Genomic DNA, 24498 nt, shown 5'->3' on the forward strand with positions numbered 1-24498 from the left:
CATGCAGCAAGCATCTGTGCGTCCCCACGGCCTGTCGCGCCGCCGCCTGGTGATGGCGCTGCCCTTGCTGGGCGGCGCGGTCTGGAGTGCGGGAGCGGCCGCAGGTGGACGGGGGTTGTCTGAACGCAGCTCGCGGCCCCTGATGGGCACGCAGGTGGACATGGCGGTGGAGGGCGTTGACCGCGCGCTGCTGCGCCAGGCCATGGACCGGGCCTATGCGGAGATGCAGAGGCTGGAGGCGCTCATGAGCCGCTACCAGCCCCGCAGCGTGGTCAGCCGCATCAACCTCGCGGCGGGCATCATGCCCGTGGCGGTGCCACCCGAAGTCATGGCGGTGCTGCAGGGCGCGCAGCGCGTGTCGGCGATGAGCCGTGGGGCCTTTGATGTGACCGTGGGGGCTTTCAAATCCTGGAACTTTGGTCCCGGCGACAAGGTGGTGCCCGGCGCCAGCGAGATCGCGCGGCAGCTGCCGCTGGTGGATGCGCGCGGCCTGGTGCTGGATGGGGCCGCAGGCACGGCCTTCCTGGCCCGTCAGGGCATGGCGCTGGACCTGGGCGGCATCGCCAAGCTCCCGATCCTGGAAGCCGGCATGAACATGCTGCGCTCCGAGGGGGTCGAGAACGCCATGATCAACGGCGGCGGCGATGTGCTGACCCAGGGGTTGTGGCAGGGCCGGCCCTGGCGCGTGGGGCTGCGCGACCCGCGTTCCCCGGAGCATCTGCTGGGCGTGGTGGCCGTGGCGGGCACCGGTGTGGTGGCCTCGTCGGGCGACTATGAACGTTTCTTCTTCCACGAAGGCCGGCGCCAGCACCATGTGCTCAATCCGCGCACCGGCCGCCCGTCATCGGGCGTGCATGGCGTGAGCCTGGTGGCGCGGGATGTGGCGGCCGTCAACGGCCTGGGCGCCGCGCTGATGGTGCGGGGCCCGCAGGCGGGCAGGGCACTGGCGCAGCGCATGCCGGGGCTGGCCGTGCTGATCGCCGGGCAGGACGGCGGGGTCTGGCAGTCGGCGGCCATGTCGGCCCTGCTGGAGCCCGTGCCGTCCTGAGGGTGCATTCAGCCCGGGGCCTGGGCCTGCTCGCAGTGCACCTGCAGCAGTTCGCGCTCCGCCAGCGTCGCGCCAAAGCGCACGGCGCTCAGGCAGCCGCCCCACACGCAGCCCGTGTCCAGCCCCAGCAGATCGTTGCGGTGGAGCCAGCCCAGCGTGGACCAGTGGCCGAAGGCCACCAGCGTGCCCGCAGTGCGCCGGCCCGGCACGTCGAACCAGGGCATCAGGCCGGGCGGTGCGGCATCCGCGCTTTCGGTGCTTTCGAAATCCATCACGCCGTCGGCCGAGCAAAAGCGCAGCCGGGTGAGCGCGTTCACGATCACGCGCAGGCGGTCAGCGCCTGTCAGGTCGTCCCGCCACTGGTCGGGGGTGTTGCCGTACATCGCGTGCAAAAAACCGGGCAGATCGGGGCCGCGCAATACCGCGTGCACTTCATCCGCGTATCCCAGGGTATCTGCGGCAGACCAGGCGGGCAGCACGCCCGCATGCACCATCAGCAGCGCCTGCCCGGCATGCGTGTGGGCACGGGCCAGTGGCTGCTGGCGCACCCAGTCAAGCAACGCAGCGCGGTCGGGGGCGTCCAGCACGGTGCCCAGCGTGTCGCGCCGCGAGGGCTTGCGCGCGCCGTGTGCGGCGGCCAGCAGGTGCAGGTCGTGGTTGCCCAGCAGGCAGCGCAGGGCGTCGCCCTGGGCCATGCAGCGGCGCAGGACCGCGGCGGAGTCCGGCCCCCGGTTGACGAGGTCGCCCAGCAGGTAGACGGTGTCGCGGCTGGGCGAAAAGCCGATCACGTCGAGCAGGTGCCCGAGGGCGCTGTCGCAGCCCTGAATGTCCCCGATACAGTAAAGTGCCATGGTGTGTTTCTTATCCGGTGAAGCATGGATTTTCTGCTGATCGCGCTGCTGACCTTGCTCAATGGCGTGTTCGCGATGTCTGAACTCGCCCTGGCGTCCAGCCGCAAGTCGCGCCTGGCCACCATGGCCGAGGCCGGTGACAAGGGCGCGCAGGCGGCCCTGGCGCTGCTGGACAACCCCACGCAGTTCCTCTCGTCCGTCCAGGTGGGCATCACGTCCATCGGCATGCTCAACGGCATCATTGGCGAGGCGGCCTTCAGCGACGGCCTGGGTATCTGGCTGCAGGAGGCCGGAATGCCCGCCCGCCCCGCCGGCATCGCGGCCACCGCGCTGGTGGTGACGGTCATCACCTTCATCACCATCGTGTTTGGCGAGCTGGTGCCCAAGCGCATCGGCCAGCTTTATCCGGAAACTGTGTCCCGGGTGGTCGCGCGCCCCATGGCCTGGGTGGCGAAGGTGGCCAAGCCATTCGTGCGGCTGCTCTCGCTCTCGACGCAGGGCGTGCTGGCGCTGATGCGCGTGGACAACGCGGCGGGGCGCGCCGTCACCGAGGAGGAGATCGTGGCCAGCCTGGAAGAGGGCCGCGATGCCGGGGTGATCGAGCACCATGAGCACCAGATGGTGCGCAACGTGTTCCGGCTCGATGACCGGCCGCTCACCTCGCTCATGGTGCCCCGCAGCGACGTGGCCTGGCTGGATGCCGGACTGACGGTGGCCGAGGGGTTGCGCATGGCCGGCAGCGGCGGGGAGCAGGGAGCGCATTCCTGGTATCCGGTGTGCCGGGGCTCGCTGGATGAGGTGGTGGGGCTCCTGAGCGTGGCGCGCCTTCTCGAACTCGGCCCGCAGGCGCAGGGGCTGCTCGAGCGCCATGCGCAGCCCGCGGCTTTCCTTCCGGAAACGCTGAGCGGCATGGAGCTGCTGGAGCAGTTTCGCGCGCGCTCGGGGCGCATGGTGTTTGTGGTCGATGAATATGGCGTGGTGCAGGGCATCATGACCCCGCGCGATTTACTCGAAGCCATTACCGGCGAATTGCAGCCGGGCGCGGCCACGGACGCATGGGCCACCGCGCGGGGCGATGGCACCTGGCTGCTCGACGGCCTGGTGCCGGTGGCCGAGCTCAAGGCGCGGCTGGATATTCGGGATTTACCCGGTGAAGGGCGGGGGCGCTATAACACTTTGGCCGGCCTTTTGATGGCGGAAACCGGACATTTGCCTGCCATTGGCGAGAGAATCGGCTGCGCCGGATGGATATTTGAAGTGCTCGAGCTCGACGGCAAGCGCATCGACAAGGTATTGGCGCAGCCGGAGCCACCGGCCGCCTCCAGTCTCTGAAAGGCCCGGCACCAATACCCCGCCGCCGGGTGCCATTCATTATGGGCATGGCGGGTAATATGGAAATTCCATGAATTTGAAGAGGCGGATGGCAAAGGCGGCAGATTATTCATATAATTCATCCGTCACACTTTCCTCCACCCTGAACCCTGACACCATGACCACCAGCTATAAAGAACTGTTGAAGCAGCGCGAAGCCCTTGAGCAACAAATCAGCGAGGCCCGCCGGCGTGAATTGTCGGACGCGGTGTCCCAGGTTCGTTCCCTGGTGGCCGAATATGGCTTGACCGCCCAGGACGTGTTTCCCGCGGGCAAGGCCGCTGGCAAGGCCACGGGGCGCAGCTCCACCGCTGGCACCAAGGTGGCTCCCAAGTACCGCAATCCCGCCACGGGCGAAACCTGGACGGGCCGTGGCAAGGCGCCCAAGTGGATTCAAAACGAGAGCCGCGAGAAGTTTGCCATTTAAAAAGGCGGCAAACCGCTGCCGCCAGGAATTCTTCAGGCATATCGGATGGCCTGATTCGCCTGAAGGCCCGGTACGGCATGGCTGCACAGCCATCGCACAGAAAATAAAGCCCGCACCCGCGGGCTTTTTTATGCGCCATTTACTTCGTGCATTCAGCGAATGAGCCCGGGTACCCCGGGGCCTCTTGGGGCAGCGGCGGCGGGGCAGGGATTTTTTATGGGCTCGCGGCCGCTGAAGGCCCTTCGAGCCCATTGGTATCACGCGGGTTCCTGCGGATGTGGTTGCGAGGCCACCTTGCGCAAAACCTCCGCCGTGAAATCGTCGGCCGGAAAGAATGATTCCACGGCCAGTTCCTGCAGGGTCACGTCCACCGGGGTGCCAAATATCGTGGTCGTGCTGATGAGCGAGAGCATTCCGTGCACGCTTTCAAAGCAGAACGGCATTACCACGCCCAGCATTTCACCCGCCAGAACCGGCGCGCCCGGTGCCTGCGGCGCGGGATATTCCTGTAACTCGGCCTGCAGGGCGATCAGCGCCGGGTCGGCGGTGGCCTGTATTTGCTGGCGCAGGCGTTCAAACAGGTGGGCCCGCCATTGCGGCAGATTGGCGATGCGGGGGGCCAGGCCCTGGGGATGCAGGCTCAGGCGAAACACGTTGATCGGGGGCGCGAGCAGTTCCGGGCTCACGTGCGAGGCCAGCAGGGCCTGGGCGGCCTGGTTCGCCGCCACCACGTTCCAGCAGCGGTCGAGCGCGATGGCGGGGCAGGGTTCGTGCCCCTTGAGCACCAGCTCGACGGCCTGGCGCGCCGCCGCGAGGGCGGGGTCGTCCAGTGCGCGCTCACGGTACATCGGCGCGTAGCCGGCCGCCACGAGCAGGGCATTGCGCTCGCGCAGCGGGATGGCCAGCCGTTCGCACAGGCGCAGCACCATGTCGCGGCTCGGGTTGGTGCGTCCGGTTTCCATGAAGCTCACATGCCGCGTGGAGATGTCGGCCTCGTCGGCCAGTTCCAGCTGGCTCAGGTGCCGCTGCTGGCGCCAGGTGCGCAGATGGTCGCCAAACGATGCGGGCCCCGGCGGCGGCGCGCGGTGCGGCAGGCTGGGGCGCACAGGGCGGTGCGAAGGGGGGGATGTGGAGGTCATGGGCCACATCCTAGGGGGAAAGAGCGTGCAGGCCATTACCTCCCAGGTCATCGACGCGGTGCACCGGGACGGGAACGATGCAGGCCTGTTCTTCATTTTTTTACCCACCAAGGAGTCTTCCATGTTCAACCTGATGTCTTCCCCCCGATTCCTGCGCGCCGTGGTCTGGTTCGATGCCTCCACCGGTGTGCTGCTCGGTGCCATGCACCTGCTGCTGACGGCGCCGCTGGCCGGGTGGCTGGGCCTCGCGCCGGGGCTGCTGCAGGCCTCGGGCGTGCTGCTGCTGGGCTACGCCGCCCTGGCCACCGCCATCGCGCGGTCCGAGCCCATGCCCCGTGGCTGGCTGTGGGTGCTGATCGTTGGCAACTTCGCCTGGGCGCTGGCCAGCCTGGCGCTGCTGCTGGGCTCCGCGGCCGCGCCCACCCTGCTGGGCCAGGCCTATCTGCTGGTGCACGTGGTGTCCGTCGCCCTGCTGGCCGAACTGCAGTGGATGGGCGTGCGCCGCCTGCCCGCATGGGCCACCGCTTGACGGGTATTCATCTTTTGCTCTTGAATTAATAGCCCCTGGCGCTTGTCACGCAAGCTCCAGGGGCATTCTTGATTCATTTGCCATGCGGCGGCGGCGTGGGCCGGAGCCCCGGCCTGCGCCGCACCGGCACCGGAGCCCGGCGGCCCGCATAGCCCCACGATTGCACCGTCACGCAGGACTGCCAGAATAGGCCTTGTTGCCTTTCACAGGAGTTCGCCATGGCCTCATCGCCCAAGCCCGCCCGTCACGCGTTTGCCAACACCCTCAAGAGTTTCAGGACAGCGTCCGGCAAGGAGGGCCAGTTCTACTCCCTGCCCGCGCTGGCCCGGCAGTTTCCCCAGATCCACCGCCTGCCCGTGTCGATTCGCATCGTGCTCGAATCGGTGCTGCGCAACTGCGATGGCCGCAAGGTGACCGCCGAGCATGTCAAGGAGTTGGCCCACTGGGTGCCCAAGGCAGACCGCAAGGACGAGATTCCCTTTGTGGTCTCGCGCGTGGTGCTGCAGGACTTCACCGGCGTGCCGCTGCTGGCCGACCTGGCCGCCATGCGCAGCGTGGCCGTGAAGCTGGGCAAGAACCCCAAGAAGATCGAGCCGCTGGTGCCCGTGGACCTGGTGGTGGACCACTCGATCATGATCGACCACTACGGCAAGAAGAATTCGCTCGACCTGAACATGAAGCTCGAGTTCCAGCGCAACCGCGAGCGCTACGAGTTCATGAAATGGGGCATGCAGGCGTTCGACACCTTCGGCGTGGTGCCTCCGGGCTTTGGCATCGTGCACCAGGTGAACCTCGAATACCTGGCGCGCGGCGTGCACAAGCGCAAGGACGGCGTCTACTACCCCGACACCCTGGTGGGCACCGACAGCCATACCACCATGATCAACGGCATCGGCGTGGTGGGCTGGGGCGTGGGCGGCATCGAGGCCGAGGCCGCCATGCTGGGCCAGCCGGTGTATTTCCTCACGCCCGACGTGGTGGGCTTCGAGCTCACGGGCCAGCTGCGCGAGGGCGTGACGGCCACCGACCTCGTGCTCACGGTGACCGAGATCCTGCGCCAGCACAAGGTGGTGGGCAAGTTCGTGGAGTTCTTTGGCGAGGGCACGCGCACGCTGTCGCTGCCCGACCGCGCCACCATCGGGAACATGGCGCCCGAGTACGGCGCCACCATGGGCTTCTTCCCGGTGGATGAAAAGACCATCGACTACTTCCAGGGCACGGGCCGCACCAAGGGCGAGATCGAGGCCTTCGAGGCGTACTTCAAGGCCCAGGGCCTGTTCGGCGTGCCGCTGGCGGGCGAGATCGACTACTCGCAGGTCGTGCGGCTGAACCTGGGCGACGTCACGCCCAGCCTGGCGGGCCCCAAGCGCCCCCAGGACCGCATCGAGCTGGGCAAGGTCTGCAGCCAGTTCGCCGACCTGTTCAGCAAGCCCATCGCGCAAAACGGCTTCAACCGCCCGGCCGAGCTGCTGCACACCCGCCACCATGTGCGCCCGTCCGATGCGCCGGCCGAGGTGAGCGCACCCGCCGAGAAGCCCCTGCCTTCCGGCGCGCCGCGCTTCGTGGTGGAGATGGAGCACAACAAGCCCACCCTGGCCGCCGCGCACGCCGAGGTGCCCGCCCAGCAGGCCAGCCGCGCTGGCGACGTGACCCTGGGCAACGGCGACGTGCTGATCGCCGCCATCACCAGCTGCACCAACACCAGCAACCCCAGCGTGCTGCTGGCCGCGGGCCTGCTGGCCAAGAAGGCGGTGGAGGCGGGGCTCAAGGTCAAGCCGCACATCAAGACATCGCTGGCGCCCGGCTCGCGCATCGTCACTGAATACCTCACGCAGACCGGCCTGCTGCCCTACCTGGAAAAGCTGGGCTTCGCGCTCGCCGGCTACGGCTGCACGACCTGCATCGGCAATGCGGGCGACCTCACGCCCGAGCTGAATGAGGCCATCACCAGCAACGACCTCGTGTGCGCGGCCGTGCTCTCGGGCAACCGCAACTTCGAGGCGCGCATCCACCCCAACCTCAAGGCCAACTTCCTGGCCAGCCCGCCGCTGGTGGTGGCCTACGCCATCGCGGGCACCGTGCTCAAGGACCTGATGACCGAGCCCGTCGGCAAGGGCAAGGGCGGGCGCGACGTCTACCTGGGCGACATCTGGCCGACCAGCGACGAGATCCACCAGCTGATGAAGTTCGCGATGAACGGCAAGGCCTTCCGCGAGAACTACGCCAAGGTGGGCTCCGACCCCGGCAAGCTCTGGGAAAAGATCAAGGGCGTGGGCGGCAATGCCTACACCTGGCCCGCCAGCACCTACATCGCCGAGCCGCCGTTTTTTGCCCAGTTTGCTCTCGAAAAAGGAGCTGCCAGCGCAGATGCATCAAGCGCTGGCGGCCAAAATGACGCAAAGCTTCCGTCCGTGCTGGGTGCGCGCATCATGGCGCTGTTCGGCGACTCCATCACCACCGACCACATCTCGCCCGCCGGTTCCATCAAGGAAAGCTCGCCCGCGGGCCAGTGGCTGCTGCAGCACGGCGTGATGAAGCAGGACTTCAACAGCTATGGCGCGCGGCGCGGCAACCATGACGTGATGATGCGCGGCACCTTCGCCAACGTGCGCATCAAGAACCTCATGATTGCCCCCACGGCCGACGGCTCCCGCGAGGAGGGCGGCGTCACGGTGTTCCAGAACGAGGGCGCGCTGCAAGGCGAGAAGATGTTCATCTTCGACGCCGCCATGCAGTACATCGCCCAGCGCACCCCCACGGTCATCTTCGCCGGCGAGGAATACGGCACGGGCTCCAGCCGCGACTGGGCGGCCAAGGGCACGCAGCTGCTGGGCATCAAGGCCGTGGTGGCGCGCAGCTTCGAGCGCATCCACCGCTCCAACCTAGTGGGCATGGGCGTGCTGCCCCTGCAGTTCCGGGCGGGCGAGTCGTGGGAGACGCTGGGGCTCACCGGCAGCGAGGTGATCGATGTGGTGCCGGACCCCGCGCTCACCCCGCAAAGCGATGCGCAGCTCGTCATCCGCCGCGCGGACGGCTCGCGCCAGGAGGTCACGGTCACGCTGCGCATCGACACGCCGATCGAGGTGGACTACTACCAGGCGGGGGGCATCCTGCCCTTTGTGCTGCGCCAGCTGCTGGCCGGCTGAAGATGATGCGGGGGTGGCCGGCGCTGCGGCGCCGCGCCCCGGGGGCCGCGCGCCCAGTCAGCCGTGTGCCAGGGAGACCGTAAAGAATGTGAATGCCTGCTTACTCGCCGATACACTTGTGACGTTGTGTCGAAATAGAGTCCCGCACTGCCTCACGCCCGTATGCCCCCTTCCACCCGCTTCAGGCCCTATCGCGCGCTGCTGACGGACACACCAGCCGTCACGGTGGTGCTGGTGGTGGCCGCGCTGGCGGCCGTGATGGTGCCGCTGGCGCAGATGATGGGCGATGGCGCGGGTTCCCAGCACGGCCTGGAGCCTTTCATGGAACTGGTGGCCGTGCTGCTCGGGCTGCTGGTGGTGTCGGTATCGCTGCACACCCTCGAAGCCCCCGAGCAAACCCGTGCCAACGTGCTGGTGGCGGGTTTCGGCGTGGCGGCGGCATGCAATTTTCTCCACGGCGTGCTGGCGCATTCGACCTCGGTCCACATGCCCACGGGCACGGCCGGCATCTCGCTGTGGCTCAGCAGCTGGGCCCGGGTGGCGGAGACGCTTACCCTGCTGCTCACGGCGGTGCACCTCACCGCCGCGGGCCCTGCCAAGGCGTGGCTGGCCGCCTCCGCCGGCATGGCGCTGCTGCTGCTGGGAACGGCGCTGGGGCCGCTGCCCGCATCGTTTGCGCAGGCCGCGGGCGGAGCCTTGCGGCAGTACCTGGCGTTCGGGCTCGTGCTGGTGCTGGCGGCGGTGGCCCTGCTGCTGCACCGCGATGCGGTGCGCCGGGGGCAGGCGCGCGAGCGCGTTTTCGCTTGGGCGGCGGCGGCCTTCGCCTGCGGTGAACTTTCGGTGGGCCTGCTGGGCGGCCATTCTCCCGTGGGCGGCCCGCTCGCCCACGGCTGGCGCATCGTGGCCTATGCGCTCCTGTACCAGGCGGTGTTCAACGCGGGCATCCGCCAGCCGTTTGCGCGTGTGCAGGAGGCCGAGCGGCTGCTGCGCGAAAGCCAGGGCCGCCTGTCGCTGCTTGGGCGCAACCTGCCCCACAGCGTGCTGTACCAGGTGGTGCGCGAGCACGACGGGCGCACGCACTTCGTGCACATGGGCGAGGCCATTGCCCGCCTCAACGGGGTCAGCGTCGAGGACGTGGTGCGCAACCCCAGCGTCCTGTACGGGCAGATCCTCGAGGAAGACCGCGCGCGCCTGCTGCGGGCCCAGGAGAACTCCTTCGTGAACATGGCGGCGGTGGAAGAGGTCTTCCGGATGCGCCGCCCGGACGGCCAGCTGCGCTGGATGCACCTGAGCGCCTCGCCGCGCCGGCTCGACGATGGCCGGGTGATGTGGGACGGTGTGCAGACCGATATCACCGCGCACCACCTGGCCGAGGAAGCCTCCCACGCGCACGAGGCCCTGATGGCCAACATGCTGCGGCAAGTGCCTGGCGGGGTGGCACGGCTGGACCGCGACCTGCGTGTGCTCTACGTCAACGAACAGCAGGCCCGCTGGCTGCACCGCGAGCCCGCGCAGCTGCAGGGGCAATTGCTGAGCGATGTGCTGGAGCCCGAAGTGATGCAGCGCATGCAGCCTCATTTCGACAAGGCGTTCGCGGGCGAGGCGGCGGTGTTCGAGAACCGCATCGACGGACCCGGCGGCACCCAGTGCCACCACACCACCATCGCCCCCGAAAGCGTGACGGACCAGGGCGTGCCCGCCGTGGTGCTGTTCGCCTACGACCTCACCGAGCTCAAGCGCATCGAGGAAGAGCTTGCGCACCAGAAGGCACACCTTGCGCGCGTGGTCAACGCCATGCCGGACATGGTGTTCCTCAAGGACGCGCAGGGTGTCTACCTGTCGGTCAACCCCGTGTTCGAGCGCTTTGCCGGGCGGCCGGAGCGCCAGATCGTGGGTTGCAGCGATTTCGATCTGGTGGCGCAGCCCGAGGCCGAGCGGTTCCGCAACTACGACCTGCGCGCCATGCAGGCCTGGCAGCCGCTGGTGTACGAGGAAACGCTCACTTTCGCCGAGGATGGCTACCAGGGCCAGTTCGAGACCATCAAGACCCCCATCCGCGACCTGCACGGCCGCGTGACCGGCGTGCTGGGCGTGTGCCGCGACATCACGGACCGCAAGCGAGCGGAGCAGGAGATCGAGCGCCTGGCGTTCTTCGACGCGCTGACGGGCCTGCCCAACCGGCGGCTGCTGCTCGATCGCCTGCAGCGCTCCATCGCCGCGTGCCAGCGCACCAGGAACCTGGGCGCGCTGCTGTTCATCGACCTGGACAACTTCAAGGACCTCAACGACACCCTGGGCCACGACATGGGCGACCAGCTCCTGGCGCAGGTGGCCACGCGCCTGGTGGGCAGCGTGCGCGAGGCCGACACCGTCGCGCGCTTTGGCGGCGACGAATTCGTCGTCATGCTCGAAGCCCTGGCGCCCCAGCTGCCGCAGGCGGCCGCGCAGGCGGAAACCGTGGCCGAGAAACTCCTGGCCAGCCTGAACCAGCCCTTCGAACTGGACGGCGCCCAGCACTACAGCACCCCCAGCATCGGCATCACCCTCTTTGGGGACGAACGCCTGAGCGTGGACGAACTGCTCAAACGCGCCGACCTGGCCATGTACCAGGCCAAGGCGGCGGGGCGCAACACCCAGCGCTTCTTCGACCCGGACATGCAGGCGGCCGTCAACGCGCGCTCCAACCTGGAGGCCGACCTGCGCCAGGGGCTGGCGCGGGGAGAACTGCTGGTGCACTACCAGCCCGTCGTGGACCACCAGTCCCAGCTCATGGGCGCCGAGGCCCTGGTGCGCTGGCGCCACCCCCAGCGCGGGATGATCAGCCCCGGCGACTTCATCCCCCTGGCAGAGCAGACAGGCCTGATCCTGCCGCTGGGGCAATACGTGCTGCAGACCGCGTGCCGGCAACTGCAGCGCTGGGCAGAGCACCCGGACACGGCGCACCTGTCCATCTCCGTGAACGTGAGCGCGCGGCAGTTTCGCCAGGCCGGCTTCGTGGCCGAAGTGCTGCAGACCCTGCACAGCCACCAGGCGGACCCGCGCAGGCTCAAGCTGGAGCTGACAGAAAGCCTGCTGCTGGGAGACATCGAGGACACCATCGCGCGGATGGTGCAGCTCAAGAGCGAAGGGGTGGGATTTGCGCTGGACGACTTCGGGACAGGGTACTCGTCCCTGTCGTACCTCAAGAGACTGCCGCTGGATCAGGTGAAGATAGACCAGAGCTTCGTGCGGGACGTGCTGGCGGACCCCAACGACGCGGCGATCGTGCGCACGATCCTGGCGCTGGCCAAGAGCCTGGACCTGCAGGTGGTGGCCGAGGGGGTGGAGACGACGGGGCAGCTGTCGTTCCTGCGGCTGCATGGCTGCGAGGGGTTCCAGGGGTTTCTTTTCGGGCGGCCGGTGCCCATCGACGTATTTGTGCGCGAGCACCAGCTGGGCCTGTTCGCGCAGCCCGTGGTGGCCGTGGCCGAGGGGCGCAAGCCATGACCGCCGGGCCAGGCATCCTCTGGGTGGACAGCGACACGCAGCATGCCGCGGTGGCGCGGCGCCTGATCGCCGCGCACCACCCGGGCTGGCGCGTGGTCAACAGCCCCACGCCGGACACCGCGCGGGCGCCGCTGGCCTCGCAGGCCTGGGATGCCGTGGTGCTGTGCCTCAAGCCCTCGGTGCAGGATCTGCCCGGCGTGCTGGAGCTGTGCGCCGGGCGCCCCGTGCTCATGTGCATCGACGCCCACCAGGAGGCCCTGGCCGCGCGCGCGTTCCGCTGCGGACTGGGCGACTACATGGTGCGTGACGCCGATGGCGTGGCCCACCTGGGCGAGCTGCTGCACCGGCTGGCCGCGCTGCTGCACAGGACCCAGGGGCAGAGCCAGCCCGTGCGCATGGTGGACGCCCGCATCTGGCAGGATGCGCTGACCCTGCTGCAGGAGCAGCGCGCCACGCTGCAGGTCACGCTTGCCAGCATGAGCCAGGGCATCTTCAAGACCGCGCCGGATGGGAGCATCACCGTCTACAACCAGCGCGTGCTCGAGCTGCTGGACCTGCCCGAATCCCTGATGGCCACGCGGCCCACCCTGGCCGACCTGACCCGCATCCAGGCCGAGCGGGGCGACTTTGGCGAAGGCCATCGCCTCGTGGACCGGCGCGGGCATGCCTACGTGGCGGGGGGCGCGGTCGCCGCCGCCCCGTCGGTCTACTGGCGCACCACGCGCGATGGCCGTACCTTCGAGGTGCGCACCACCGAGCTGCCCGACGGCGGCCTGGTGCGCACCTTCGCCGATGTGAGCGACTACGTGCGCGTGGAGAACGAGCTGCGCGAGAGCGAGGCACGCTTTCGCTCGCTGAGCGACCTGTCGTCCGACTGGTACTGGGAGCACGACGCCGAAGGCCGCTTCGTGCAGCTGGCGGGCGATCTGAGCGTCAATGGCATCCCCCTGTCCAACGTGATGGGCCGCACCCGCTGGGAGATCGGCGCGCTCAACATGACCGAGGCCGACTGGGCGGCGCACCGCGCGGTGCTGCAGGCCCGGCAGCCGTTTCGCGACCTGGAGCTGCAGCGCCACCGGCCCGATGGCAGCATGCACTGGATCTCGGTCAGCGGGGTGCCCGTGTTCGATGCCCAGGGCGCGCTGTGGGGCTACCGGGGCGTGGGCCGCGACATCACCGAGCGCAAGGAGGTCGAAAGCCAGATCGAGCGCCTGGCGTTCTACGACATGCTCACCGGCCTGCCCAACCGCCGCATGCTGGTGGACCGCCTGCAGCGCGCGATGGCGGTGGTCGCCCGGTCGGGTGCGCAGGGCGCGCTGCTGTTCATCGACCTGGACAACTTCAAGGACCTCAACGACACCCTGGGCCATGACACGGGCGACCAGCTGCTGCTGCAGGTGGCCCAGCGCCTGAAGGGCTGCGTGCGCGAGGCCGACACCGTGTCGCGCTTCGGCGGCGATGAGTTCGTGGTGCTGGTGGAGGGCCTGAGCGCCGACGGCCCCCATGCCAGCGCCGAGGCCGCCCTGGTGGCCAGCCACATCGCCACCACGCTGGGCAAGCCCTACGCGCTGGGCGAGACCAGCCACCACAGCACGCCCAGCATCGGCATCGCGCTGTTTGGCCAGCAGACCTGCAGCGTGGACGAACTGCTCAAGCACGCCGACCTGGCCATGTACCAGGCCAAGGCCGCGGGGCGCAACACTCAGCGCTTCTTCGACCCCGACATGCAGGCCGCCGTCAGCAACCGCTCGGCGCTGGAAGCCGACCTGCGCCGGGGCCTGCAGGAAAAAGAACTGGTGCTGTATTTCCAGCCCGTGGTGGACGGCAAGGGCCGCCTGCAGGGCGCGGAGGCCCTGGTGCGCTGGAAGCACCCGCGGCGCGGTCTCGTATCACCGGCCGAGTTCATTCCGCTGGCCGAACAGACGGGGCTGATCCTGCCGCTCGGGCACTGGGTGCTCGAAGCCGCCTGCGCGCAGCTCGTGGCCTGGTCGCGCAGCTCGCTCACGCGCCAGTTCTTTCTGTCGGTGAACGTGAGCGTGCGGCAGTTCCGCCAGCCCGATTTCGTCGAGCAGATGCTGGGCATCCTGCACAAGAGCGGCGCCAACCCCGAGCGCCTGAAGCTGGAACTGACCGAAAGCCTGCTGCTGGCGGATGTGGAGGACGTGATCTCGCGCATGGAATACCTGCGGCGCTACGGCGTGGGGTTCTCGCTCGATGACTTCGGCACGGGCTACTCGTCGCTGAGCTACCTCAAGCGCCTGCCGCTGGACCAGCTCAAGATCGACCAGGGCTTCGTGCGCGACCTGCAGACCGACCCCAACGACGCGGCCATCGTGCGCACCATCCTGGCCCTGGCGCACAGCCTGGACCTGGCCGTGGTGGCCGAAGGCGTGGAGACCACGGGGCAGCTGGAGTTCCTGCAGCGCCACGGCTGCCAGGCTTTCCAGGGCTATCTGTTTGGCCGCCCCATGCCGGCGGAGGTGCTGGAGCGCGCCCTGCGGCCCGCGCTGTGACGGCGCGCTGCCTTCCTCGCGCGGGCCCTGCGCCATGACAAGCCGCGGCGGGCGTCCGCACGGCACAATCGGTGCATGAAGAAGCAGGTACTGGTCGCCGGTGGCGGCATTGGGGGGCTGGCAGCGGCGCTGGGCGCATCGCGGGCGGGCTGGGACGTGCGGCTGTACGAGCGCGCCGCAGCCTTCAGCGAGGTGGGCGCGGGGGTGCAGATCGGGCCCAACGTGGTGCGCCGCCTGCAGGCCTGGGGCCTGCAGCAGCCGCTGCAGGCCGTGGCGGCGTTTCCGAGCCGGCTGCAGGTGCGCAATGCCGTCAGCGGCCGCGAACTGGCCGTGCTGCCGCTGGGCCCGACAGCGGTGCAGCGCTACGGCGCCGCCTACGCCACCATCCACCGCGCCGACCTGCATGGCCTGCTGCTGGCGGCGCTGACCAAATACACCGACACGCAGCTGCACCTCGCGCACGCGATCGAGGGCTTTGCCGATGGCGATGGCGTCGTCACCGTGCGCACGAGCCGGGGCAAGGAGGTGGAAGGCGATGCGCTCATCGGCGCCGACGGGCTGTGGAGCCGCACCCGCACGCAGCTGCTGGGCGCGGTGGCGCCGCGCGTGACGGGGCACCTGGCCTACCGCGCCCTGGTGCCGCAGCACGCGCTGCCCGGCGCGCTGCGCACCGCGCAGGTCACGGCCTGGCTGGGCCCGCGCCTGCATGCGGTGCAGTACCCCGTGCGCCGGGGCGAACTGCAGAACATCGTCGTCATCGTGCAGGGCCCCGCGCCGCAAGACCTGGAGAACTGGGACCATGCCGCCAACGCCACGGGGCTGGAACACGCCCTGCAGGGCACCTGCACCGCGCTGCAGGACGTGGTGCGCAGCGTGAGCGACCAGGGCGGCGCGGGCGGCTGGCGCCTGTGGCCGCTGTGCGACCGGCCGCCTGTGCGTGGCGCGGGCGACATGGCGCAGGGCCTGGTCGCCCTGCTGGGCGATGCCGCCCACCCCATGCGCCCTTACCTGGCCCAGGGCGCGGGCATGGCCATCGAGGACGCGGCGGAGCTGCAGCGCGCGCTGGCCATGCACGACCTGGAGGTGCCGCTGCGCCTGACCCGGTATGCCCTCAACCGCTGGCAGCGCAATGCGCGCGTGCAGGCCCGCTCCACGCGCAACGGGCGCATCTTCCACGCCATGGGCCCCGTGCGCTGGGGGCGGGATCTCTCATTGCGCCTGCTGGGCGAACGGCTGCTGGACGTGCCCTGGCTGTACCGGGGCGATGGCTCCATTGCCAGTTCGCTGTGATGCCCTTGCGCGATAGCTGGCCGCGCTGGATGGCGGGGCCCTCGCACCAATGAACTTTGCGCGGCATGCCTGCTCTATCCATGGGGGGCCATGGATGTAAAAAGCACCGCATGCGCACACAAACACCCTGTTCAAGGGCGGACCATGGTGCTACAAAGAGATGAGCCAGTAGCGATTCCCACTGCAACACCGTGGCACTTCCCGGGCCCGCCAGGGGTGCCGCCACAGGAGGTCGTATGGATGCCATCAGCAGTTTCGCCGCGCGCTACGCCCGCAGCCGCGAAGAGGAAATGTCGATCGACGAGTACCTCGCCGAGTGCAAGCGCGATCCCATGGCCTATGCCACGGCGGCCCAGCGCATGCTGGCCGCCATCGGCGATCCCGAGATGGTGGACACGCGCAACGACCCGCGCCTGTCGCGCATCTTCGCCAACAAGGTGATCAAGCGCTACCCCACGTTCGCCGAGTTCTACGGCATGGAGGATGCCATCGAGCAGGTGGTGAGCTTCTTTCGCCATGCCGCGCAGGGGCTGGAGGAGCGCAAGCAGATCCTCTACCTGCTGGGGCCGGTGGGCGGGGGCAAGAGTTCCATCGCCGAGCGGCTCAAGTACCTGATGCAGAAGGTGCCGTTCTATGCGATCAAGGGCTCGCCGGTGAACGAGTCGCCGCTCGGGCTGTTCGACGCGATGGAGGACGGCCCGGTGCTGGAGGAACAGTTCGGCATTCACCGGCGCTACCTGCAGCGCGTGCTGTCGCCCTGGGCGGTCAAGCGGCTCGACGAGTTCGGCGGCGACATCCGCCAGTTCCGCGTGGTCAAGCGCTACCCCAGCATCTTGAAGCAGGTGGGCATTGCCAAGACCGAGCCGGGCGACGAGAACAACCAGGACATCTCCAGCCTGGTGGGCAAGGTGGACATCCGCAAGCTCGAGACCTTTGCCCAGGACGACACCGACGCCTACAGCTACAGCGGCGGCCTGTGCCTGGCCAACCAGGGGCTGCTGGAATTCGTGGAGATGTTCAAGGCGCCCATCAAGGTGCTGCACCCGCTGCTCACCGCCACGCAGGAGGGCAACTACAAGGGCACCGAGGGCTTCGGCGCGATCCCGTTCGACGGCGTGGTGCTGGCCCACAGCAACGAGAGCGAGTGGAAGGCCTTTCGCAACAACAAGAACAACGAGGCCTTCCTGGACCGCATCTACATCGTCAAGGTGCCGTACTGCCTGCGCGTGAGCGAGGAGATACGGATCTACGAGAAGCTGATCCGCGAATCGTCGCTGGGCAACGCCGTGTGCGCGCCGGGCACGCTCAAGATGATGTCGCAGTTCGCCATCTTGACGCGCCTGAAGGAGCCCGAGAACTCCAGCATCTTCAGCAAGATGCAGGTGTATGACGGCGAGAGCCTGAAGGACACCGACCCGCGAGCCAAGAGCTACCAGGAGTACCGCGACTACGCCGGCGTGGACGAGGGCATGACCGGCATCTCCACGCGCTTCGCGTTCAAGATCCTGTCCAAGGTGTTCAACTTCGACAGCGCCGAGCTGGCGGCCAACCCGGTGCACCTCATGTATGTGCTGGAGCAGCAGATCGAGCGCGAGCAGTTCCCCTCCGAGCTGGAAACCAAGTACACCAGCTACATCAAGGAGTTCCTGTCACCGCGCTATGCCGAGTTCATCGGCAAGGAGATCCAGACGGCCTACCTGGAGAGCTACAGCGAGTACGGGCAGAACATCTTCGACCGCTACGTCACCTACGCTGACTACTGGATCCAGGACAACGAGTACCGCGACACCGACACCGGCGAGGTGTTCGACCGCAGTGCGCTCAACGCCGAACTCGAGAAGATCGAGAAGCCCGCGGGTATTGCCAACCCCAAGGATTTCCGCAACGAGATCGTCAACTTCGTGCTGCGCGCGCGCGCCAACAACCAGGGCAACAACCCGAGCTGGACCAGCTACGAGAAACTGCGCCTGGTGATCGAGAAGAAGATGTTCTCCAACACCGAGGAGCTGCTGCCCGTCATCAGCTTCAACGCGAAGGCCAGTGCCGAGGAGGCGCGCAAGCACGAGGATTTTGTCACCCGCATGGTGGACAAGGGCTACACCCCCAAGCAGGTGCGTTTGTTGTGCGAGTGGTACCTGCGCGTTCGAAAAAGCAGTTGATCGGGGTTGCCAGCGCGTCCCGCCGGGGCGCCTGTCCATGCATGGGAGCTAAGCAGATGGCATTGCAAATCATCGACCGCAGGCTCGCAGGCAAGAACAAATCGGTCGGGAACCGCGAGCGCTTTGTCCGCCGCTTCAAGGAGCAGATCGCGGACAGCGTGCGCCGCGCTGTGTCCAGGCGCAGCATCCGCGACATCGAGCAGGCCGAGAGCGTCACCATCCCGCGCAAGGACATTGGCGAGCCCGTGTTCCACCATGGCCAGGGTGGCATCCACGACGTGGTGCACCCCGGCAATGCGGAGCATGTGCGCGGCGACCGCATCGCGCGGCCCAAGGGGGGCACCGGCAGCGGCTCGCAGGCCAGCGACAGCGGGGAGGGAGAGGACGACTTCACCTTCACGCTGACCAAGGAAGAGTTCATGCAGCTCTTCTTCGAAGACCTCGCGCTGCCGCGCCTGCTGCGCACGCACATCGGCGAGAACCCGAAATGGAAGTCGCGCCGCGCTGGCTACAGCCAGGACGGCATTCCCAACAACCTGGCGGTGCTGCGCACCATGCGCGGGGCGCTGGGGCGGCGCATCGCGCTGGGCAAGGCGCCACACCGCGAGCTTGTGGCGCTGCAGGCGCAGCTCGACGCGCTGCTGGCGCAGGATGACGGCACCAGCGAGGCGGTGGCCGAGCTGCAGCGCCGCATCGACACGCTCCGGCAGCGCATCGACCGGATTCCGTACCTCGACCCCATCGACCTGCGTTTTCGGGCCAGAGTGCAGGTGCCGGTGCCCAACAGCCAGGCGGTGATGTTCTGCCTGATGGACGTCTCGGGCTCCATGGACGAGGCCCGCAAGGACCTGGCCAAGCGCTTCTTCATCCTGCTGTACCTGTTCCTCACGCGGCACTACGAGACGATCGACATCGTCTTCATCCGCCACCACACCCAGGCCACCGAGGTGAGCGAGGAGCAGTTCTTCCACTCCACCGAGAGTGGTGGCACGGTGGTCAGCAGCGCGCTGGTGCTGCTCGACCAGATCATCCGCGCGCGCTACCCCGCTGGGGACTGGAACATCTACGCCGCCCAGGTCAGCGATGGCGACAACTTCACCAACGACAGCGGCAATTGCCGCAGCCTGCTGGTGGAGCGGATCCTCCCGCTGGTGCGCTACTTTGCCTATGTGCAGGTGGCCCAGGAAGAGCAGAACCTGTGGGACGAATACAGCCAGCTGCTGGCGCTCCATCCCCATTTCGCCATGCGCAAGGTCTCCGAGCCGGGCGACATCTATCCCGTGTTCCGCGACCTCTTCAAGAGCGAGGGGGTGCAGGTATGAACATGACCCAATACCCGGTGCTGGAGCGCCGCATCCGCGACAACCCCTGGAAGACCGCCCTCGTCGGCGAGCGCCGCCACCGCACCGTGCCCGAGCAGCTCCTGCCCGCCGGGGCGCGGCCCGCCCAGCCGCTGCCCGACCCGGGCGACTGGACGTTCGAGCTGATCGAGCGCTACCACGGCGCGATCGCCGCCACCGCCGAGCGCTTCGGCCTGGACACCTATCCCAACCAGCTGGAGGTCATCACCGCCGAGCAGATGATGGACGCCTACTCCAGCGTGGGCATGCCGGTGAACTACCGCCACTGGAGCTACGGCAAGGAGTTCCTGGCCACCGAACGGCGCTACCGGCGCGGCCACATGGGGCTGGCCTACGAGATCGTCATCAACGCCAACCCCTGCATCAGCTACCTGATGGAGGAGAACACCACCGCCATGCAGGCGCTGGTGATCGCACATGCGGCCTACGGGCACAACAGCTTCTTCAAGGGCAACTACCTGTTTCGCATGTGGACGGACGCCTCCTCCATCATCGACTACCTGGTGTATGCCAAGGACTACGTGGCCCAGTGCGAGGAGCGCTACGGCTTCGACGAGGTGGAGCGGCTTCTGGATTCGTGCCACGCGCTGGCCAACTTTGGCGTGGACCGCTACCGCCGTCCCTCCAAGAAGAACCTGGCACGCGAGCGCCTGGAGCGCGAGCAGCGCGAGGCCTACGCGCAGCAGCAGGTCAACGAGCTGTGGCGCACCCTGCCCACCCGGCCCGGCAAGGACGGCGCGGCGCAGGAGCACAACCGCTTTCCGAAGGAGCCGCAGGAGAACATCCTGTACTTCATCGAGAAGAACGCGCCGCTGCTGGAGCCCTGGCAGCGCGAGATCGTGCGCATCGTGCGCAAGATCGCGCAGTATTTCTACCCCCAGCGGCAGAGCCAGGTCATGAACGAGGGCTGGGCCACTTTCTGGCACTACACCCTGCTCACCACTTTGTACGACGAGGGCTACCTGAGCGACGGGGTGATGATCGAATGGCTGGGCTCGCACACCAACGTGATCTTCCAGCCCCCCGTGGGGCACCGCGCCTACAGCGGCATCAACCCCTACGCGCTGGGTTTTTCCATGTACCGCGACATCCAGCGCATCTGCCAGAACCCCACGGCCGAAGACCGGCGCTGGTTTCCCGACGTCGCGGGCTCCCCGTGGCTGCCCACGCTCGACCATGCCATGCGCAACTTCAAGGACGAGAGCTTCATCGGCCAGTACCTGAGCCCGCACCTGATGCGCGAGATGCGGCTGTTCGCCCTGCACGACGATGCCAACGAGCGCGAGCTGGTGGTCAGCGAGATCCATGACGAGAACGGCTACCGCGGCCTGCGCCAGATGCTCTCGCAGCAATACGACCTGGGCACGCGCGAGCCTAACATCCAGGTGTGGAACGTGAACCTGCGCGGTGACCGCAGCCTGACCCTGCGCCATACCCAGTACCAGGGCCGCCCGCTGGGCGACGACACGCAGGAGGTGCTCAGGCACGTGGCGCGCCTGTGGGGTTTTGGCGTGCAGATCGAGAGCGTGGACGCCTACGGCAACCACCCGGTGCTGCTGCACACGGTGCCTGGGTCCATCGCGTGAGCGCGTTCCAGCCGCCGCTGCGGTGGCTGGAACGGCCCTGCCGTGCCGGTGGCGCCACTGCAATCACTGCCTTGATGCTATCAAATCAATAGCTTGCAGCGCTTTATGGACAAGCGCAAGAGCCTTTTTTTGCTGAAAGTTCTGAAGCGGAGCGGGCCTCAGCCAGCCTGCGCCGCGCGCAGCGGGCAGTCGGTGGCCACGCGTTCGGCCAGCGTCTGGCGCAACGCCTGCAGCGCGGCGATGCGCGTGTCGATCTCCTGCAGTTTGGTGGCCAGCACCTGCGCCAGCGCGGGCGCGGGGTCGGGCGTGTCCCAGATGCCGGGCAGCCGGTCGCCAATCTCCGCCAGCGTGAAGCCCAGCTGCTGCGCCATGCGGATGTACTGCACCAGCATCACCGCTTCGGGTGGGTAGTCGCGGTAGCCGTTGGCCAGCCTGCGCGAGCGGATCAGCCCTTGCTGCTCATAAAAGCGCAGCGCCTCGCGGCTCAGTCCCGAGGCGGCGGCGAGCTCACCGATCCGCATGGGCGTCCCCGGTGCCGGCCTTTTTTTCCGATGCCAGCACCCAGCGCAGGATGGCAGCCTGTACCGGCAGCAGCAGTTCCTTTTGTGCGTAGCCCACGAAGCCGGGGTAGGCCAGCGGGTCCACCGCCAGCTCGCGGCCCAGGGTGAAAGGCGGCGTGGGCAGCAGGGCGGGGTGGCCCATCGCGGCCAGATGCTCTTCGGTCAACGGCGCCAGGTCGGCCTGCGTGGTGGCGCCGGCCTCGGCGCTGGCGGGCCAGCTGTCGGTGACCACCACATCCACCGCGTCCGGCAGCGCGGACGGCTCCACGAATTGCACGTTCGGCAGCGCCTCGTGAAAGCGCCGGTCGCACACCTGCACCAGCCCGAACCCCATCACCCGTGCCAGTTCGTGCCATGAGCGGAACACGTTGGTGCTGGGCCCCCACAGGCACACGCGTGCTTCCCGCAGCGGCTTGATCCGGCTGTCGACGTAGTACGCGTCGGTCAGCACCTCGCAGGGGTGGCCCTGGGCCGACATCGCATTGATCACGGGCCGGCGCGACGCCGCCGCGAAGGCCGAGAGCCGGGGGTGGTCGGACTCGCGCACCACGTACAGCGCGTAGAACGGGTCCAGGTAGCCGGCCAGGTCCTCGGGCCGCTCCCCGGTCTTGAGCAGATGGGGAAGCTCGGTGAACGCCAGGCCCAGCTGCCGGAACGCCTGGATGAACGTGGTGCGCGTGCGGATGCCGTTGCCCTCGAACGACCACGCCACGGTGCCCGCCAACGCGGGGCCCGGCGCGCCGCCCGCGAGCGCCCAGATCTGGCGTATGTCGGCAGGCTGCAGGTCGGCCAGCTGAAGAAGGTCCATGCGGATGCCCCAAAAAAGTGCTTGACCCTGAAGCGTACTTCAGGCCTGAAGCTCGGGGCCTCTTTCACTTCGATGACCGCACCGCCATGGCCACTTTCGCTGCCACGTTCCCAGCCTTTTCCGAATCCCGCTACCTGCGCGTCGTGCGTGCCAGCGGCTGGTACGACCTGCTCGTGACCTGGCCGTTCGCGCTGCCCTGGACCTTTGCCTGGCTCTACGCGCAGCTGGGGCTTGTCGCCCAGGCGCTGGCCTTGCCAGGCACGCTGCACCCGCTTGATACCACCCACATGCTGCTGGCCAACCTCCTGGGGTCGGTGGTGGTCGTGTGGTCGGCTGCGCGCATCGCGGCGCCTTCGCTGCTGCTGGGGCGGCTCGATGGCGTGGCCCGTTTCCTGTTCGCGGCATGGCAGATCTATGCCGTGGCCCATGGGGCCAGCGCCATCGTGCTGGGCTTCACCGCGTTCGAGCTGCTGTTCGGCGTGCTGCAGTGGTGGCGCGTGGCGGGCGCGGGCCTGGCGGCCTGCCCGCCCGGCCGCGGCCGCGTCAATGCGCGGGGGCCGGTGCGGGCAGCAACCTGAAGGCGAGCACGCCCGCGGCCAGCATGCCGGCGATGGTGAGCATCACGGCCACGTACGGGTCCGCGCCCCGCGCGGCCGCCTGCGAGGCGGCCAGGCCCGTCACCCACTGCATCAGCGCCACGCCCAGGAACAGCGCCATGGTGAACACCGCCATGGCACGCCCCGTCATGGCCGCCGGGTAGGACGAGCGCACGTCTGCGTACTGCAGCACCATGTAGCCCGACAGCAGGCCCACGGCGATGGAGCCGCCCACGTCCAGCCACTCGGCGTGCAGGAAGCCGATGGCGGCGAACAGCCCGGCGAGCAGCACGGTAAAGCCCGCCAGCCAGCGCCTGCGCCGCGCGGGGCCCGGGTCCAGCCGGCCGAAATAGGCCGGGGTGAACAGCGACACCAGCGACGACAGCATGGCCACGTTGCCGCTGGCCACCAGCGAATAGCCGTGCCGCTCGATCAACAGCGGCCCCAGCCACAGCCCGCGCAGCGTGAGGAACGACGCATACGTCATCAGCGCCAGCAGCATGATCCCGGCCGTGTGCGGCAGCAGGAACAGGGCGCCGAAGCCGCGCACCGCATCACCCACCGACTCGCGCGGCTGCGGGGCCTGCGCGGCGTGAACGGGGTGGGTGGGTTCATGCACTCTCCAGAAGATCAGCAGCCAGGCCAGCGCGGCCAGGCCCGCCAGCACGGCGAAGCCCATGCGCCAGGACGACTGCTGCACCAGCCAGGCCAGCGGCGTGCCCGTGAACAGCATGCCCAGCCCGCCCACGCCCATGGCCACGCCCGACACCATCGCGAAGCGGCTGGCGGGGAAGTAGCGCGCGATGAACACCGTGCAGACCAGAAACGCGGGCGCGCAGCCCACGCCGATGAGCACCTGGCCCAGCAACACGCCGCCGTAGCTCGGGGCCAGCGCCGAGAGCAGCGAGCCCGCGATGGCGAGCGGAAACGCCACCAGCAGCGTGCGCCGCACGCCGTACAGGTCGATGCCGATGCCCATGAAGAGCTGCATGGTGCCGAAGGCGAAGGCAAACGCCCCCGCGAAGACCCCCAGTGCCTCGGCCGAGAGGCCGAACTCCGCGCGCAGCCCGGTGGCCATGATGGCGGTGATGGTGCGAAACGCCTGGCTCAGCGCGAAGCCGGAGACCAGCGCGAGCAGCATGGCCCAGGCAGCGCGGGGCGCCAGAAGCGGGGAGGGCGTGGGGGAAGGGGGCGCCTGCACGGTGATGGATCTCCTGTAGTGCGCGGCGCCCCGGACTGCGGTTCAACCAGGCAAAGGGCGCGCTGCCCACCGAGGGTAACTGCACGGCGGCGCCCTGGCTGTCGCTGGCGGACAAGCCGGGCGGCTGCGAGGGCGCCGCGCGAAGGGGCGCCTAGGGTATGTCCCGATCCCCTGCCGGCGGCCGGCGCGGCGTGTCGGCCACCCCGCATCTTTGGCGAAATGTGCTCTCAATCGGGCGCAGCGCAGCGCATTGCGCCGCTGCATGGCTTCAATGGCACCCCGCGAAGGGGCTTTGGGGTCCGTCACGAGGGCGCCACAGGGGCGGGACAGACTTTAGAGGAGGCTCTCGATGTGGGGATCACCCCAATGACGGGCCAGGGGGCCTGAGGCACTCTTGTGGGCATGCCTTGCGCCGGTGTGGGTCATG

General features: G+C 68.3%; 17 protein-coding genes. 12 read left to right on the forward strand and 5 right to left on the reverse strand.

The window, feature by feature from the left end; genetic code table 11:
* Position 1: 1 nt before the first annotated feature.
* Complete coding sequence (locus AC3RCE_RS06640) at positions 2-1048, forward strand: FAD:protein FMN transferase (RefSeq protein ID WP_492245839.1); 1047 nt, start codon at positions 2-4, stop codon at positions 1046-1048.
* A gap of 8 nt (positions 1049-1056) precedes the next feature.
* Here the strand turns inward: AC3RCE_RS06640 and AC3RCE_RS06645 are convergent, their stop codons facing one another.
* The gene (locus AC3RCE_RS06645; RefSeq protein ID WP_369641778.1) at positions 1057-1899 is read right to left on the reverse strand and encodes a symmetrical bis(5'-nucleosyl)-tetraphosphatase; all 843 of its coding nucleotides are present in this window, start codon (positions 1897-1899) and stop codon (positions 1057-1059) included.
* 24 nt (positions 1900-1923) lie between these two features.
* Between AC3RCE_RS06645 and AC3RCE_RS06650 the strand changes: the two genes are divergently transcribed.
* On the forward strand, positions 1924-3231 hold the full coding sequence (locus AC3RCE_RS06650) for a hemolysin family protein (RefSeq protein ID WP_218293647.1): 1308 nt from the start codon (positions 1924-1926) through the stop codon (positions 3229-3231).
* A 157-nt stretch (positions 3232-3388) separates the two neighbouring features.
* Positions 3389-3697, forward strand: a complete 309-nt coding sequence (locus AC3RCE_RS06655; RefSeq protein WP_218294417.1) for an H-NS histone family protein — start codon at positions 3389-3391, stop codon at positions 3695-3697.
* A gap of 257 nt (positions 3698-3954) precedes the next feature.
* On the opposite strand, the gene AC3RCE_RS06660 is transcribed toward AC3RCE_RS06655, so the two are convergent.
* Positions 3955-4836 (reverse strand): helix-turn-helix domain-containing protein, encoded by an 882-nt coding sequence (locus AC3RCE_RS06660; protein ID WP_492254767.1) that lies wholly within the window; start codon positions 4834-4836, stop codon positions 3955-3957.
* Here AC3RCE_RS06660 and AC3RCE_RS06665 point away from each other — a divergent pair.
* The 8 genes from AC3RCE_RS06665 to AC3RCE_RS06700 all read left to right on the forward strand — a co-directional run bounded on the left by AC3RCE_RS06665 (position 4835) and on the right by AC3RCE_RS06700 (position 20906).
* Positions 4835-5365, forward strand: a complete 531-nt coding sequence (locus tag AC3RCE_RS06665; RefSeq protein WP_492254768.1) for a hypothetical protein — start codon at positions 4835-4837, stop codon at positions 5363-5365. The genes AC3RCE_RS06660 and AC3RCE_RS06665 overlap by 2 nt on opposite strands.
* A 218-nt stretch (positions 5366-5583) precedes the next feature.
* Positions 5584-8511, forward strand: coding sequence for an aconitate hydratase (locus AC3RCE_RS06670; protein WP_369641780.1), 2928 nt, complete (start codon positions 5584-5586; stop codon positions 8509-8511).
* A 162-nt stretch (positions 8512-8673) separates the two neighbouring features.
* The gene (locus AC3RCE_RS06675) at positions 8674-11997 is read left to right on the forward strand and encodes a sensor domain-containing protein (RefSeq protein WP_218293651.1); all 3324 of its coding nucleotides are present in this window, start codon (positions 8674-8676) and stop codon (positions 11995-11997) included.
* Complete coding sequence (locus tag AC3RCE_RS06680) at positions 11994-14510, forward strand: putative bifunctional diguanylate cyclase/phosphodiesterase (protein ID WP_218293652.1); 2517 nt, start codon at positions 11994-11996, stop codon at positions 14508-14510. The genes AC3RCE_RS06675 and AC3RCE_RS06680 overlap by 4 nt, the downstream gene beginning before the upstream one ends.
* Positions 14511-14585: 75 nt before the next feature.
* Positions 14586-15800: an FAD-dependent monooxygenase gene (locus AC3RCE_RS06685; protein ID WP_218293653.1), complete on the forward strand. Its 1215-nt coding sequence runs from the start codon at positions 14586-14588 to the stop codon at positions 15798-15800.
* 236 nt (positions 15801-16036) lie between these two features.
* The gene (locus AC3RCE_RS06690) at positions 16037-17959 is read left to right on the forward strand and encodes a PrkA family serine protein kinase (RefSeq protein WP_218341875.1); all 1923 of its coding nucleotides are present in this window, start codon (positions 16037-16039) and stop codon (positions 17957-17959) included.
* Positions 17960-18015: 56 nt separating this feature from the next.
* Positions 18016-19281: a YeaH/YhbH family protein gene (locus AC3RCE_RS06695; protein WP_492245830.1), complete on the forward strand. Its 1266-nt coding sequence runs from the start codon at positions 18016-18018 to the stop codon at positions 19279-19281.
* Positions 19278-20906 (forward strand): SpoVR family protein, encoded by a 1629-nt coding sequence (locus AC3RCE_RS06700; RefSeq protein ID WP_492254769.1) that lies wholly within the window; start codon positions 19278-19280, stop codon positions 20904-20906. Before AC3RCE_RS06695 ends, AC3RCE_RS06700 begins: the two co-directional genes overlap by 4 nt.
* 158 nt (positions 20907-21064) lie before the next feature.
* On the opposite strand, the gene AC3RCE_RS06705 is transcribed toward AC3RCE_RS06700, so the two are convergent.
* The gene (locus AC3RCE_RS06705) at positions 21065-21427 is read right to left on the reverse strand and encodes a MerR family transcriptional regulator (RefSeq protein WP_218341873.1); all 363 of its coding nucleotides are present in this window, start codon (positions 21425-21427) and stop codon (positions 21065-21067) included.
* Positions 21414-22274: an ornithine carbamoyltransferase gene (locus AC3RCE_RS06710; RefSeq protein ID WP_492254770.1), complete on the reverse strand. Its 861-nt coding sequence runs from the start codon at positions 22272-22274 to the stop codon at positions 21414-21416. Before AC3RCE_RS06710 ends, AC3RCE_RS06705 begins: the two co-directional genes overlap by 14 nt.
* An 86-nt stretch (positions 22275-22360) precedes the next feature.
* Between AC3RCE_RS06710 and AC3RCE_RS06715 the strand changes: the two genes are divergently transcribed.
* Positions 22361-22852 carry a hypothetical protein gene (locus AC3RCE_RS06715; protein WP_492254771.1) on the forward strand — a complete coding sequence of 164 codons (492 nt, stop codon included), beginning with the start codon at positions 22361-22363 and terminating at the stop codon, positions 22850-22852.
* Here the strand turns inward: AC3RCE_RS06715 and AC3RCE_RS06720 are convergent.
* Entirely contained in the window at positions 22818-24011 is a 1194-nt protein-coding gene (locus tag AC3RCE_RS06720; RefSeq protein ID WP_218294418.1) for an MFS transporter, read from the reverse strand. The two genes, AC3RCE_RS06715 and AC3RCE_RS06720, sit on opposite strands and share 35 nt — an antisense overlap.
* Between the last annotated feature and the right edge of the window lie 487 nt (positions 24012-24498).

It is taken from the genome of Acidovorax sp. GW823-FHT05D11 (assembly GCF_058795695.1).